This window comes from Citrobacter sp. wls714 (assembly GCF_005281025.1).
GTDB lineage: Bacteria > Pseudomonadota > Gammaproteobacteria > Enterobacterales > Enterobacteriaceae > Citrobacter > Citrobacter werkmanii.
In genome coordinates, this window is record NZ_SZWZ01000024.1 from 149627 (window position 1) to 165225 (window position 15599).

General features: G+C 49.7%; 13 protein-coding genes. 9 read left to right on the top strand and 4 right to left on the bottom strand.

Going from position 1 to position 15599, the window contains the following annotated elements:
* Window positions 1–126 precede the first annotated feature (126 nt).
* The 4 genes from gyrB to dnaA are packed head-to-tail and all read right to left on the bottom strand — an operon-like array spanning window position 127 to window position 6151.
* A complete protein-coding gene (gyrB, locus tag FDX11_RS02845; protein ID WP_137397453.1) occupies window positions 127–2541 on the bottom strand; it encodes a DNA topoisomerase (ATP-hydrolyzing) subunit B in 2415 nt (804 codons plus the stop codon).
* Between the two features lie 28 nt (window positions 2542–2569).
* Entirely contained in the window at window positions 2570–3643 is a 1074-nt protein-coding gene (recF, locus tag FDX11_RS02850; RefSeq protein WP_038635725.1) for a DNA replication/repair protein RecF, read from the bottom strand.
* Complete coding sequence (dnaN, locus tag FDX11_RS02855; protein ID WP_005121477.1) at window positions 3643–4743, bottom strand: DNA polymerase III subunit beta; 1101 nt, start codon at window positions 4741–4743, stop codon at window positions 3643–3645. The genes recF and dnaN overlap by 1 nt, the downstream gene beginning before the upstream one ends.
* A 4-nt stretch (window positions 4744–4747) precedes the next feature.
* Entirely contained in the window at window positions 4748–6151 is a 1404-nt protein-coding gene (gene dnaA / locus FDX11_RS02860) for a chromosomal replication initiator protein DnaA (protein WP_137397454.1), read from the bottom strand.
* Between the two features lie 606 nt (window positions 6152–6757).
* Here dnaA and rpmH point away from each other — a divergent pair.
* From rpmH to FDX11_RS02905, 9 genes are all read left to right on the top strand, one after another.
* Window positions 6758–6898, top strand: a complete 141-nt coding sequence (rpmH, locus tag FDX11_RS02865; RefSeq protein WP_003023858.1) for a 50S ribosomal protein L34 — start codon at window positions 6758–6760, stop codon at window positions 6896–6898.
* Between the two features lie 17 nt (window positions 6899–6915).
* The gene (gene rnpA, locus FDX11_RS02870) at window positions 6916–7275 is read left to right on the top strand and encodes a ribonuclease P protein component (protein ID WP_003844432.1); all 360 of its coding nucleotides are present in this window, start codon (window positions 6916–6918) and stop codon (window positions 7273–7275) included.
* Entirely contained in the window at window positions 7239–7496 is a 258-nt protein-coding gene (gene yidD / locus FDX11_RS02875; RefSeq protein WP_003023846.1) for a membrane protein insertion efficiency factor YidD, read from the top strand. The genes rnpA and yidD overlap by 37 nt, the downstream gene beginning before the upstream one ends.
* A 2-nt stretch (window positions 7497–7498) precedes the next feature.
* Entirely contained in the window at window positions 7499–9145 is a 1647-nt protein-coding gene (yidC, locus tag FDX11_RS02880; RefSeq protein WP_006687746.1) for a membrane protein insertase YidC, read from the top strand.
* 105 nt (window positions 9146–9250) lie between these two features.
* On the top strand, window positions 9251–10615 hold the full coding sequence (gene mnmE / locus FDX11_RS02885; RefSeq protein WP_137397455.1) for a tRNA uridine-5-carboxymethylaminomethyl(34) synthesis GTPase MnmE: 1365 nt from the start codon (window positions 9251–9253) through the stop codon (window positions 10613–10615).
* 320 nt (window positions 10616–10935) lie between these two features.
* Entirely contained in the window at window positions 10936–12153 is a 1218-nt protein-coding gene (locus FDX11_RS02890; RefSeq protein ID WP_137397456.1) for an integrase arm-type DNA-binding domain-containing protein, read from the top strand.
* A gap of 262 nt (window positions 12154–12415) precedes the next feature.
* A complete protein-coding gene (locus tag FDX11_RS02895; RefSeq protein ID WP_137397457.1) occupies window positions 12416–13303 on the top strand; it encodes a sce7726 family protein in 888 nt (295 codons plus the stop codon).
* A gap of 6 nt (window positions 13304–13309) precedes the next feature.
* The gene (locus FDX11_RS02900) at window positions 13310–14242 is read left to right on the top strand and encodes a sce7725 family protein (RefSeq protein WP_047050320.1); all 933 of its coding nucleotides are present in this window, start codon (window positions 13310–13312) and stop codon (window positions 14240–14242) included.
* Window positions 14243–14244: 2 nt separating this feature from the next.
* Window positions 14245–15273: an RES family NAD+ phosphorylase gene (locus tag FDX11_RS02905; RefSeq protein WP_074188783.1), complete on the top strand. Its 1029-nt coding sequence runs from the start codon at window positions 14245–14247 to the stop codon at window positions 15271–15273.
* Window positions 15274–15599: the final 326 nt, after the last annotated feature.

Consider the following 15599-nt stretch of genomic DNA (forward strand, 5'->3'; position numbering starts at 1 on the left):
CTCATGCTAACGCGATTCCGCTCAAAAAACAGCTACGAAAAGGGGGATAGAAAGGGGAATCAAGATTCCCCTTTTGTGGTTCGGTTGTAGGCCGGAAAGGCCTACAGAAGCAGGCCTTGGTGTAGGTTAAATATCGATGTTCGCCGCTTTCAGGGCGTTTTCTTCGATAAACGCGCGGCGTGGTTCGACGGCATCGCCCATCAGGGTGGTGAACAGCTGGTCGGCGGCAATCGCATCCTTCACAGTAACGCGCAACATGCGACGGCTTTCCGGATCCATGGTGGTTTCCCACAGCTGTTCCGGGTTCATCTCGCCCAGACCTTTATAACGCTGGATAGCGAGACCGCGACGAGACTCTTTCTGCAGCCATTCCAGCGCCTGCTCAAAGCTGGCCACCGGTTGGCGGCGCTCGCCACGTTCGATAAACGCATCATCTTCGATCAGCCCGCGCAGCTTCTCACCGAGCGTACAAATACGATGGTACTCGCCACCGGTCACAAACTCATGCTCCAATGGATAGTCGGTATCGACACCGTGGGTACGCACTCGGATCACCGGTTCGAACAGGTTCAGTTCAGCGTCTTTACGCACGAAGCTGTTCCAGGTGCTGCCGTGCATTTCGTTTTCATTAAGCACGTTCACCAACTGGGAAACCCAGGCCGTAACTTTCGCTTCATCAGCCAGATCGGCTTCCGGCAGCGTCGGCTGATAAACCAGCTCTTTCAGCAGCGCTTTCGGGAAACGACGTTCCATACGGCCAATCATTTTCTGCGTCGCGTTGTATTCAGAAACCAGTTTTTCTAACGACTCACCTGAAAGGGCAGGCGCACTGGCATTGGTGTGCAGCGTGGCGCCATCCAGAGCGATAGAAATTTGGTACTGATCCATCGCTTCGTCATCTTTAATGTACTGTTCCTGCTTGCCTTTCTTCACTTTGTACAGCGGTGGCTGCGCAATGTAAACGTGGCCGCGTTCAACAATTTCCGGCATCTGACGATAGAAGAAGGTCAACAGCAGCGTACGGATGTGCGAGCCGTCGACGTCAGCATCGGTCATGATGATGATGCTGTGGTAGCGCAGTTTGTCTGGGTTGTACTCGTCACGACCGATACCACAGCCCAGCGCGGTGATCAGCGTTGCCACTTCCTGAGAGGAGAGCATTTTGTCGAAACGCGCTTTCTCGACGTTAAGGATTTTACCCTTCAGCGGCAGAATCGCCTGGTTCTTACGGTTACGCCCCTGCTTCGCAGAGCCGCCCGCGGAGTCCCCTTCCACCAGGTACAGTTCAGACAGCGCCGGGTCACGTTCCTGACAGTCCGCCAGCTTGCCCGGCAGACCGGCTAAGTCCAGCGCGCCTTTACGACGGGTCATTTCACGCGCACGACGGGCAGCTTCACGGGCACGGGCAGCGTCAATAATTTTGCCGACGACGATTTTTGCGTCAGACGGGTTTTCCAGCAGATATTCGCTCAGCAGTTCGTTCATCTGCTGTTCAACCGCTGATTTCACCTCAGAGGAGACCAGCTTGTCTTTGGTCTGGGAGGAGAATTTCGGGTCCGGCACTTTCACGGAAACCACCGCAATCAGGCCTTCACGGGCATCGTCGCCGGTGGCGCTGACTTTCGCTTTTTTGCTGTAGCCTTCTTTGTCCATGTAGGCGTTCAGGGTACGGGTCATCGCCGCACGGAAGCCTGCAAGGTGAGTACCGCCGTCACGCTGCGGAATGTTGTTGGTGAAGCAGTAGATGTTTTCCTGGAAACCGTCGTTCCACTGCAGCGCCACTTCAACGCCGATACCGTCTTTTTCGGTGGAGAAGTAGAAGATATTCGGGTGGATCGGCGTTTTGTTTTTGTTGAGATATTCAACAAACGCCTTGATGCCGCCTTCATAATGGAAATGATCTTCTTTGCCGTCACGCTTGTCGCGCAGACGAATAGAGACACCGGAGTTCAGGAACGACAGTTCGCGCAGGCGCTTCGCCAGGATGTCGTATTCGAACTCGGTCACGTTAGTGAAGGTTTCATGGCTTGGCCAGAAACGCACCTGGGTCCCCGTAACTTCTGTTTCGCCCGTTACCGCCAGCGGCGCCTGCGGCACACCGTGCACATAAGTTTGCTGATGCACTTTGCCTTCACGACGAATCACCAGCTCCAGTTTCTGCGACAGGGCGTTAACCACGGAGACACCTACGCCGTGCAAACCACCGGAAACTTTATAGGAGTTATCATCGAATTTACCGCCTGCGTGCAGAACGGTCATGATAACTTCCGCCGCCGAAACGCCCTCTTCCGGGTGAATACCGGTTGGGATACCACGGCCATCGTCAGTAACAGACACGGAGTTATCAGCGTGAATCGTTACCACGATATCTTTACAGTGACCCGCGAGCGCTTCGTCGATAGCGTTATCTACCACCTCGAATACCATGTGGTGCAGACCGGTGCCGTCATCCGTGTCGCCGATATACATACCCGGGCGCTTACGCACCGCATCCAGCCCTTTCAGGACTTTGATACTGGAGGAGTCATAAGAATTCGACATCAACGTTTCTCGCTCATTTTATCTTGGGTTAATCCGTTATTTTACCCTTTTCCACGGTAAACATCTTCGAATTTTCATCGGACATGTCTATAACGTGTTCAGCGCTGATTGCGCTGACAAAGACCTGTGATTGCGTGGCTTTTAAGCGGCTGGCCAGCAGCCCGCGACGCGCATCATCCAGTTCAGAGGCAAAATCATCTATCAGGTACAGGCAGCGCCGTCCGCTTTCACGGGTCAGGAACTCCCCTTGCGCCAGACGTAAGGCGCACATTAGCAGTTTTAGCTGCCCACGCGACAACGTGTCTTCTACCGGCGCACCGTCGGCACGAATGCGGAAATCCGCCTTATGCGGGCCGTGTGCGGTGTAGGTCAACATGCGATCGCGTTCAAAACTGCGTTCCAGCACCTCGGCATAATCTGTCTCCTTCTCCCAACCACGCTGGAAAGAGAACGAGAGAGAAAACTCGGGAAGAAACTGCTGGCAGGTATCCGCCATATCCTGCGCGATACCCGCGCTGTACTCCGCGCGCCAGGTGCTGATTTGTTCCGCCAGCGGGATAAGTTCTCTATCCCACGGGCGCAGTTGCTCATAACGACTCACCTGACGCAGTGCCGCATTGCGCTGCTTGAGCAGTCGCTTCAGGTTGCTCCAGGCGGTGAAAAATCCGGCTTCATTGTGAAAGCATCCCCAGTCAAGAAATGCTCTTCTGTATTTGGGGCCGCCGTTGAGTAAAGTAAACCCCTCTGGCGTGATCAACTGCATCGGCATCAGGTGCGCCAGTTCAGCGACCTTGTGCCCGTCAGTGCCATCAATGCGCACTTTGCTGTCGCCCAGTTTGTCTTTCGTCAGACCAATCGACGTCTCACGCTCTTCTCCCTGCAAACGTCCGTGTAAAACAAACGACTCCTGCTCGTGGCGAATCACGCGGCCAATCTGCAAACTGCGAAACGCCCGGCCATGGCCGAGCGTATAGATGGCTTCCAGCACACTGGTTTTGCCGCTGCCGTTCGCGCCAACCAGGAAGTTAAAGCCAGGGGATAAAGCGAGATCCGCGCTTTCGATATTGCGAAAATCGCGGATCAACAGGCGGGTGAGCGACATTACAGTCTCATTGGCATAACAACATAGGCAGCCGACTGTGATGCGGCATCTTCAATCTGTACGCTCGATACGGAATCAGTCAGCAGAATACGCACGTTCTCGCACTTCAGCGCGTTCAGAACGTCCAGCACGTAGCTAACGTTAAAACCGATTTCCAGTTCCGTACCAGGATAGGAGACATCCAGAATTTCTTCTGCTTCTTCCTGCTCCGGGTTGTTGGCGGTGATTTTAAGCTGATTTTCGCTGACATACAGACGCACGCCGCGGAATTTCTCGTTCGAGAGGATCGCCGCACGGGCAAACGCCTGCTTGAGGATATCGCAACCGGCTTCCAGATGTTTGTCCGGATTTTTCGGCAATACGCGGCGATAATCCGGGAAACGACCGTCTACCAGCTTGGAGGTAAAGATGAAATCCCCCACGTGCGCACGAATATTGTTGCTGCCAATCTGCACGCGCAGCGGGTTGTCACCGCCGTCAAGCATACGCATCAGTTCAATCACACCTTTACGCGGTACGATCACCGAATGGCTGGGCAACGGCTGACCGACAGGCATTGAACAAACCGCCAGACGGTGACCGTCGGTCGCCACAGTACGCAGCTCTTCACCTTCGGTTTCAAACAGCATGCCGTTTAAGTAGTAACGCACATCCTGATGCGCCATCGAAAACTGCGTGGCTTCAATCAGGCGCTTCATCGTGGCCTGCGGCAGGGTGAATTCGACTTCGCTCTGCCAGTCATCCAGATTAGGGAAGTCGGCGGCAGGAAGCGTGGACAGCGAGAAACGGCTGCGACCAGAGCGTACCAGCATGCGGTCGCCTTCCAGTTGAACGGCTATTTCCGCGCCTTCCGGCAACCCGCGGCAAATGTCGAAGAATTTACGTGCCGGAACGGTGGTCGCACCAGGTTCATGGGGCTGGATCAACGCCACGCGCGCCACCATCTCCATTTCGAGATCGGTACCGGTCAGAGAAAGCGCACCGTCAGCGACCTGCAGCAGCAGGTTTCCGAGGATCGGCAGTGTAGGACGTCCCCCCAGCGGGCCGCTGACCTGCTGAAGCGGTTTTAATAAATGTTCACGTTCAACGGTAAATTTCATAGCGTCACGAAGATAATGTTCTGATTAAATTGGAGAAATCTTCTTTAATATCATGGCTTTCTTCACGCAACTGCTCAATCTTGCGGCAGGCATGAAGCACGGTAGTATGGTCACGCCCACCAAACGCGTCGCCAATTTCCGGCAGACTGTGGTTGGTGAGCTCTTTTGCCAGCGCCATCGCCATCTGGCGCGGACGAGCTACCGAGCGAGATCGACGCTTTGACAGCAGATCCGCAATTTTGATTTTGTAATACTCCGCCACCGTCTTCTGAATATTGTCGATGGTGACCAGCTTTTCCTGCAAAGCCAACAGATCGCGCAGCGCTTCGCGCACGAAATCGATGGTAATCGCCCGGCCGGTAAAATTGGCGTTGGCGATCACGCGGTTCAGTGCGCCTTCCAGTTCACGCACGTTAGAGCGTAGACGCTTGGCAATAAAGAACGCCACTTCCCCCGGCAGACGAATGTCGTTTTCGTCGGCTTTTTTCATCAGGATCGCCACGCGTGTTTCCAGCTCTGGCGGTTCGATCGCAACAGTCAGCCCCCAGCCGAAGCGGGATTTCAGTCGATCTTCAACACCATTGATCTCCTTCGGATAACGATCCGACGTCAGGATGATCTGCTGATTACCTTCCAGCAGGGCGTTGAAGGTGTGGAAGAATTCTTCCTGCGAGCGCTCTTTGTTGGCAAAGAACTGGATGTCATCGATCAGCAGCGCGTCGACGGAGCGGTAGTAGCGTTTAAACTCTTCGATCGCATTGTTTTGCAGAGCTTTAACCATGTCCTGCACAAAACGCTCGGAGTGCATATACACCACTTTCGCGTTCGGTTTACGCGCCATAATGCCGTTACCGACAGCATGCAACAGGTGGGTTTTACCCAGACCCGTACCACCATAAAGGAATAACGGATTGTAGGCGCCGCCAGGGTTATCCGCCACCTGACGTGCCGCCGCGCGCGCCAGTTGGTTAGATTTACCTTCAACGAAGTTATCAAACGTATGTTTAACGTTGACGTTAGAGCGATAGGTAGGTTCTGCCGGAGCCGGGACGTTGTCCCAACCAAGGCGCGCCGCAGGAGCAGCACGTTGCGGTTGTACCTGTTGCGCCACATGGGCAGGCGCGACAACGTTATTTACCGGCGTCTTCAGCGTTTGCGTGACGGGTTTAGTTCCGACCTCAAAGCGCAGCTGTGGGGCATCCGCTCCACAGAAGTTATTTAGTAATCCATTAATATTATTAAGGTATTTGTCCCTTACCCAATCGAGCACAAAACGGTTTGGCGCATACAAAGCCAGCGTGTTATCGCTCAGTTCCGCCTGCAACGGGCGTATCCACATACTGAATTCTGTGGCTGGTAACTCATCCTGCAATCGGGCAAGACACTGCTGCCAAAGCGAAAGTGACACGGCGGACTCCACTCGAACAAAAGTCGATAAATGACAAAGGCTGAAACATTCATGATTGTTGACGCACACCGACAAGACCCTATGCAAAGGGTGACGTGCGAATTGCTATCTGCAATTTTTCCCCGATCAGGATCCATTGAAACGATCGGGACCGCGGATCATAGCGTAAACTGAGAAAGAGATCTTCTGTTTCTCACAGATTCTTCCCGATTTATCCACAGGATGATCCAGAATCGGCTAAGTGTAAACGATCCTGGAGAAGTGCTGCAGGTTTTAGCGCGCATATTGAAAAAATTAATGAGTAAAGATGCTTTACTGCTTAAACGATCTAATAAAGATCCCGTGCGATCCTTGCGCTTTATCCACCAGCCCGTATAATTCTTACCCCCAGCGAGTAACGGTCGCCTTACGGCGTCAACGCTGCCTGTTTTTCACACAAAACCTTGTGGAAAAAAGCGGGAAATAAGGAAAGAGAATTGACTCCGGAGTGTACAATTATTACAATCCGGCCTCTTTAATCACCCACACTGTGGCGTAAGTCGTTCGAAACTCGTTCGGGTATACGCAAAAGTCAGTGAATTTATTCAAGTTTAGGTAGAAATCGCCATGAAACGCACTTTTCAACCGTCTGTACTGAAGCGCAACCGTTCTCACGGCTTCCGTGCTCGTATGGCTAATAAAAATGGTCGTCAGGTTCTGGCACGTCGTCGTGCTAAAGGCCGTTCTCGTCTGACCGTTTCTAAGTAATAAAAGCTAGCCCCTGAGTGGTTAAGCTCGCATTTCCCAGGGAGTTACGTTTGTTAACTCCCACTCATTTCACATTCGTCTTCCAGCAGCCACAACGGGCTGGCACGCCGCAAATCACCATCCTCGGCCGCCTGAATTCGCTGGGGCATCCCCGTATCGGTCTTACCGTCGCCAAGAAAAATGTTAAACGTGCGCATGAACGCAATCGGATTAAACGTCTGACGCGTGAAAGCTTCCGTTTACGTCAGCACGAACTTCCCGCAATGGATTTCGTGGTGGTGGCGAAAAAAGGGGTTGCTGACCTCGATAACCGTGCTCTCTCGGAAGCGTTGGAAAAATTATGGCGTCGCCATTGTCGCCTGGCTCGCGGGTCCTGATAGCCCTCATTCGGGTCTATCAACGCCTGATCAGTCCGCTGCTTGGGCCGCATTGCCGTTTCACTCCAACCTGTTCGAGCTACGGAATTGAGGCATTGCGCAGGTTTGGAGTGATAAAAGGCAGTTGGTTGACGGTGAAACGCGTATTAAAATGCCACCCTTTACACCCTGGTGGTGACGATCCCGTCCCGCCCGGACCATTTGATACCAGAGAACACTAACGATGGATTCGCAACGCAATCTTTTAGTCATCGCTTTGCTGTTCGTGTCTTTCATGATCTGGCAAGCCTGGGAGCAGGATAAAAACCCGCAACCTCAGGCCCAACAGACCACGCAGACAACGACCACCGCAGCGGGTAGCGCCGCAGACCAGGGCGTACCGGCCAGTGGCCAGGGGAAACTGATTACGGTTAAGACTGACGTGCTTGATCTGACCATCAACACCCGTGGTGGTGATGTGGAACAGGCTTCGCTGCCAGCTTACCCGAAAGAACTTGGTTCTACCGAACCGTTCCAGTTACTGGAAACCACGCCACAGTTCATCTACCAGGCACAGAGTGGCCTGACCGGTCGTGACGGCCCGGATAACCCGGCTAACGGCCCACGTCCGCTGTACAACGTCGAAAAAGACGCATTTGTACTGGCAGACGGTCAGAACGAACTGCAGATCCCGATGACCTATACTGACGCAGCGGGTAACACGTTCACTAAAACGTTTGTCCTCAAGCGTGGTGAATATGCTGTCAACGTTAACTACAGCGTGCAGAACGCCGGCGAGAAACCGCTGGAAATCTCCACCTTTGGTCAGCTGAAGCAATCCATCAATCTGCCATCTCATCGCGACACCGGTAGCAGCAACTTTGCGCTGCACACCTTCCGTGGCGCGGCCTACTCCACGCCGGATGAGAAGTATGAGAAATACAAATTCGACACCATTGCTGAAAACGAAAACCTGAACGTCAACGCTAAAGACGGTTGGGTCGCAATGCTGCAACAGTATTTCGCAACGGCATGGGTTCCGCGTAACGACGGTACCAACAACTTCTATACCGCTAACCTGGGTAACGGCATTGCCGCTATCGGCTATAAATCACAGCCGGTACTGGTACAGCCAGGCCAGACTGGTGCGATGACCAGCACCCTGTGGGTCGGCCCGGAAATTCAGGATAAAATGGCGGCCGTTGCACCGCACCTGGATCTGACCGTGGATTACGGCTGGTTGTGGTTCATCTCTCAGCCGCTGTTTAAACTGCTGAAATGGATCCATAGCTTCCTGGGTAACTGGGGCTTCTCCATCATCGTTATCACCTTTATCGTTCGTGGCATCATGTACCCGCTGACCAAAGCGCAGTACACCTCCATGGCGAAGATGCGTATGCTGCAGCCGAAGATTCAGGCTATGCGTGAGCGTCTGGGCGATGACAAACAGCGCCAGAGCCAGGAAATGATGGCCCTGTACAAAGCTGAGAAGGTTAACCCGCTGGGCGGCTGCTTCCCGCTGATCATCCAGATGCCAATCTTCCTGGCGTTGTACTACATGCTGATGGGCTCCATTGAACTGCGCCATGCGCCGTTCGCGCTGTGGATCCATGACCTGTCTGCACAGGACCCGTACTACATTCTGCCGATCCTGATGGGCGTGACGATGTTCTTCATTCAGAAGATGTCTCCGACCACCGTGACTGACCCGATGCAGCAGAAGATCATGACCTTTATGCCGGTCATCTTCACCGTGTTCTTCCTGTGGTTCCCGTCAGGTCTGGTGCTGTACTATATCGTCAGCAACCTGGTAACCATTATTCAGCAGCAGCTGATTTACCGTGGTCTGGAGAAACGTGGGCTGCATAGCCGCGAGAAGAAAAACTCCTGATTCGGTGTAGGCCGGATTAGGCGAAGCCGCCATCCGGCAAACGGAACATAACGTAAAGGGCGGTCATTAGACCGCCTTTTTTATTGCATCACAAAGAGACATATCATGAGCCATAACGACACCATCGTCGCTCAGGCCACCCCTCCGGGACGTGGTGGCGTGGGTATCCTGCGTATCTCCGGCCTGAAAGCGCACGAGGTCGCAGAAACCGTGCTGGGCAAACTGCCAAAACCGCGTTATGCCGACTATCTGCCGTTTAAAGACGCGGATGGCAGCACGCTGGATCAAGGCATTGCCCTGTGGTTTCCCGGCCAAAACTCCTTTACCGGTGAAGACGTTTTAGAGCTGCAGGGTCACGGCGGTCCGGTGATTCTTGATCTGCTGTTAAAACGTATTCTGACCATTCCCGGGCTGCGCATTGCCAGACCCGGTGAATTCTCCGAGCGCGCGTTTCTCAATGATAAGCTCGATTTAGCCCAGGCCGAGGCGATTGCCGACCTGATCGATGCCAGCTCAGAGCAAGCCGCTCGCTCGGCGTTGAACTCGTTGCAGGGTGCCTTTTCCGCACGGGTAAATCATCTTGTGGAAGCACTCACTCACCTGCGCATCTATGTAGAAGCGGCGATTGATTTCCCGGATGAAGAAATCGACTTCCTGTCTGACGGCAAGATTGAAGCGCAGCTCAACAGCGTTATCAGCGATCTTGATGCTGTACGTGCCGAAGCGCGTCAGGGCAGCCTGCTGCGCGAAGGGATGAAGGTGGTGATTGCTGGTCGCCCGAACGCCGGGAAATCAAGCCTGCTAAACGCCCTGGCTGGCCGCGAAGCTGCCATTGTCACCGACATCGCCGGCACCACCCGCGACGTACTGCGTGAGCATATCCATATCGACGGCATGCCGCTGCACATCATCGACACCGCCGGTCTGCGCGACGCTAACGATGAAGTTGAACGCATTGGTATCGAACGTGCCTGGCAGGAAATCGAACAGGCCGACCGCGTACTGTTTATGGTTGATGGCACCACCACCGACGCCGTAGACCCGGCTGACATCTGGCCAGACTTTATTGCCCGTCTGCCAGCTAAACTGCCGATTACCGTGGTGCGTAACAAAGCGGATATTACTGGTGAGACGCTGGGCCTTAGCGAAGTAAATGGCCACTCACTGGTTCGCCTCTCCGCGCGTACCGGGGAAGGCGTTGACGTGCTGCGTAATCATCTCAAGCAGAGCATGGGCTTTGAAACCAGTATGGAAGGCGGCTTTCTGGCGCGTCGTCGTCACCTGCAGGCGCTGGCAGAAGCGGCGGAACATCTTGAGCAAGGCAAAGCCCAACTGCTCGGAGCATGGGCCGGAGAATTGTTGGCAGAGGAGCTACGCCTGGCTCAGCAGAACCTCAGTGAGATCACCGGTGAATTTACCTCCGACGATCTGCTGGGACGGATTTTCTCCAGCTTCTGTATCGGTAAGTAAGTTTTAGTCCATCCTCGTCCGTGAACGTTCACTAACCCGCATTAACTACCTGTTAATGCGGGTTTTTACTTTCCATACTCGTCCATAGTCGTGCGGGTTCATCCGCGATTTTTGTGTCCTGAATTGTGCCCATAGCCAAAAAACCGCTGTGCCATTGTTCATTTTTTGCGCTAAAAATCACATCAAATGGACACAAAAAACGGTATAAAAAACACTCAAACCTGCCTTCTCATGGACACAGTGAAAAAGAAGGTGTTAATAATCCAATATTAAACAATCTATTAGAAAGGATGCTCATGGACACACTGTAGAGGTGAGATATGGCACTTTCAGATACCAAACTACGCACACTTGCCCCCAGAAACCGCCCCTGGCAACTTGCCGATCATGACGGACTGGTGATTGAAGTTCTTCCCACCGGACGGAAAATCTGGCGTTTCCGCTACCGCTTTGACAACAAATCGCAAAAGATCACGCTGGGCGAATACCCGGCTTTCTCACTTGCAGAAGCGCGGCTTTGGCGTGAAAAGTGTCGCTCAATGGTGGCCCATGGCATCAATCCCGCGCAGAAAAAACAGGAAGAAAAGCTTAAACAGAAAGACCCGACAACAGTAAAAGCGTTCGCCAAACGCTGGTTGACCGATATCGTTGAAAAAAGTAACCGCGATCCGCGCAACATCACTCGCGTTATAGAGAAGGACATCATTCCCATCATCGGGAAGCTGGAACTGGAAGAACTCACAACCGCTCACATTCAGGTCGTGCTCGACCGCATCAAACAACGAGGTTCGGATCACGTCGCGCTGCTGACGCGAAACGTGCTTAAACGCATGCTGGCCTATGCGATTTCCAGGGGAATCATCTTCAACAACCCGGCAGCCGCTATTGAGGCCCGTTATATCGCACAAGCAACAAGCCGTGACGTGGCGCTAACCGCAGAAGAGATCGGCATCCTGCTACGGGGGATCTACACCTCTAACATGAACCGACGCCACAAGCTGGCTCTGCACCTACTGATCATCTGCATGGTGCGTAAATCGGAGATGATTGAAGCGACATGGAGTGAAGTTAACTTCAACGCGCTGGAATGGCGTATCCCCGGCGAAAGAATGAAGATGGATAACCCGCATATTGTTCCGCTGTCAAAGCAGGCGCTGGCGATGTTCGAAGAGCTAAAATTTCTAGCCGGAGATTCCCCTTACGTCTTCCCCAGCCGAAACGACCACCGACGCCCGATCTCCAAAACAACGCTTAACTGCGCGGTGCGCACGCTGGATCTGAACGTCAGGGATTTTGTTATTCATGACTTCCGGCGTACTGCCAGCACATTGCTACATGAGCAAGGCTACAACTCCGACTGGGTAGAGAAATGCCTGGCGCATAAGATTGGCGGCGTTCGCGGCGTTTACAACCGTGCGGAGTACCTGAATCAGCGCCGGGAGATGCTTCAGTCCTGGGCGGACTTTGTTGATGCGCAGATTGAGGAGGGGCGAAAGGTTGTTATTGGTAAGTTTGGGAAGGCTTATGAGGTCAAATAAGAAAAATGGGGCATTATTACAAATTGATTTAAATAGTTAAGTACCCTACATTTGCTACTTCAACAAGCTGCATAAAGCCATAAAAACTTGAATAAACTATATAATTCAATCAATTACAATAAGTTAGTTACAAATAAAAAGGAACAATAATGTGACAAAAGTTAGCTAATAAGTTATCATCATAATTGTTATATAACTCACTGAAAGTAACTAATAATATGAGAGATAGTTACCATTAAGTATAAACATTGTGAGGATAGATGTGCTAAATCCTACGCAACTCTCAGCGCTATCAAGGATGTTTTCTTCGTCAGTGATTTCCGAGATAGCAAAAAAAGGTCAGTCACCTCTTTTTTCAAGGTTACTGTCTGAGGCATCTGTTTTCGAATTTGATGACGCAGATAATGTAACTATTGGTGATGCCTTTGATACAGCATTTTCTTTGCTCAGACGCTCAGGTTTGAGAAACGAGTATGTCTATCGTTCTGCGTTAATTCGAAATGTATTATTAGGCCGTCATTCTTTGCGTACCGCCAGTATGCTTACTGAATTTAGAATTGGCTCTAGCAAAGCAGACATGGTTATTCTTAACGGTTGTGGAACTGTATACGAAATAAAATCAGATAGAGATTCGCTTGCCAGACTTGAGAGCCAAATTGAGAATTATAGAAAAGCATTCAGTAAGATCTACGTCATTGCAGGAACTGCACATATCCAAGATATCTTGGAAAAAACATCAGAAGACGTAGGGGTGATGAGTTTGGTTCGATGGAATAGAATTAGTATTGTACGAGAAGCAAAAGAGAATACTGATTATATTTGCACTGCAACTATTTTTGATTCACTAAGACTTAGCGAAGCTATTGATATCCTAAATGAGTTAAATATTGACATTCCCGATCTACCCAACACATTGATGCGTAATGCAATAAGAGGTATTTTTACCAAACTAAATCCAATTGATGTACAGAGCTGCATGATAAAAACTTTAAAAAGGACGCGTAATCTTGCTCCATTAAGTACTTTAATTGCAAACTTACCAAGTGCATTGCAAAGTATAGCCCTAATGGTTCAGTTACGTAGTAAGGATCGAGATCGCTTAGTTGAGACGTTGAATAAACCTCTTAATGAAGCATTTAAATGGGTTTAAAAACTTATGTACTATCCATATTTTAGAGGTAAGCAGTTTGAGTTAATAGCAATTCGTGAGACAGCAGAGACGATGGCTCAGGCTGGTTTCATTCCAATTATTGAACCAGTTAAAGAAACCCTGAATGGATTAGAAAAAACACTAAAAGCTATCTGTGAAGCTAAAGGTAAAGCTATTGTAATAGTAAATCCTTCATATGGTGACCATTCAACAAATGGGCATAATATCTCGCAATTATTGAAAGATAGTTTTCATGGACATGAAAACATTTTTGCAGGGATACTATTAAATGAAGGGATGGATGAAGAAGATATAATAGAGTTGCTTGATGAACATGCCGAACATCAACCTTGTTTCATCCACTCTGGATTTTCTGAGCCACGCTCTTTATCAGAAAAAACAAATGGTCGAGTATCCAAACATATCTTCTTAGAACTTTACTGCGGTAAACTCTATAGGAAACATTTTAACGGCTGCGAAAGAATATTAATTCGCGATGGTTTTAAAAAGAGAAAAAATGCTGATTATCCTCCTATTGAAGAGTTTTCAGACCTTCATATAACCTTCGGGGAAGAAGGAATGGATGGATTTGGCGATTTTTTAATCGTTGGGGATGACTATACTGAAGGTGGTGGTCCGGCATATGCGGTAGCAATACATCTCACGTTCTTAGAATCTAAAAAAGAAAATGTTATGTATATTTATCACTTTGTTTCAACAACAAGAGATACACCAACAGACCCTGCGGGGAAATTCGGTCAGGCACTTGAAAAACTCATTACAACAATAAATGAGAATAATTCTCCTGTATTGGAGACCTCAGCTATTTTAGAATTTCGAGCGTTGCATGCAAAAGGCCATTTCCCTGGATTGGGAACCGTCAAAAAACTCTCAATGAGGCACCATGTTGAAACATTAGCTAATTATTTTAGGGGCTAGAAATGATTAGAATGTGTTGTGCTGAATGTTTCAATGATATCGGATTGCGAAATAATATAATCCCTACATTGATGCCACAAAAAGGAAACTGTTCTTTTTGTAATAGTCAAGATGTTGATATTATTGATCCTAAACTCTTGTTGGATTATTTTGAACTGCTGATAAATATCTATGAAATAAATCCTGAAGGGAAAAATCTTGTTGAATGGCTAAAAGAAGATTGGTGCTTATTTTCCCATCCAACAATGGACAATGCTCATGCTAAAGAGTTATTGGGAGAAATTCTCGATGACGGAGATATAGTACGAAAGAACTTCTCTCCCTCCGAAAATTATAAAAGCACAGGCCTTGCGCAATGGGATACATTACGAGATGAAATTCTTCACAAAAACAGATACTTCCTTGATGAAAAAATTGACACTCAAAGATTACAGGAATTACTCAACCATTTAAAAGCATTTAATATCCCGCGAATATGGTTTAGAGCAAGGATAAATCAAACTGATACTCCATATAAAATTGAAGATATGGGAGCACCTCCAAGTCGGTATGCTAGTCATGGACGAGCGAACCCAACAGGCATTCCATATTTATATTTAGGATCAATGCCAGATACAGCGATCTCTGAGATTAGACCACATACAGGTGAAATAGCAACAGTAGCTGAGTTTGAAATACCAGAAGAACTAATTATTGTTGATTTAAGAGAGCCGAGAAAACATGTTTCTCCTTTTGTTCTATCTGATGCACAAGAAATAGGAAAAATGCGGGCAGACATACCTTTTCTAGAAAAATTAGGAGAGGAATTAACTCGTCCTGTGTTACCTCGAAGTGCTGCCATTGATTATATCCCCAGTCAATATTTATGCGAATTCATTAAGAAAATTGGTTTTCATGGTGTAATTTACAGGAGCTCTGTAAGTGAAGGAATAAACTTAGCTTTATTCGATCCAACATTAGCAACCCCAATTTCAACATCACAATATGACGTTTCTCGCGTAAGTGTTGAAGTACAAGCAAAGCAGTTATAATGGATTTTAAAAAGCTGATGCCAGTAATATTAATTTAAATTTATTATTGGCATTACAATTTTTGCTGCTATTGTAAAGATTAACTTTGTTGCAATTTAGAATTCTTCAATTCCCAAAAACAGTTTCCCACAGCTTTCCCCCCTTCCCCAGATCTACCCTATCCCCAACTCATAGCATTACCCCTAAAAGCTTCCTGTTCTAAGACGAACTGCGACCTGTAAGAAGTGCCTTTGGCGGTCAGCCCCCCGGTCAACCAGGGAACGAAGCGTGGTCTGAAACTGACCTCCTGTCTCGATACTGAATCGCCACAGATAATCTAGACACTT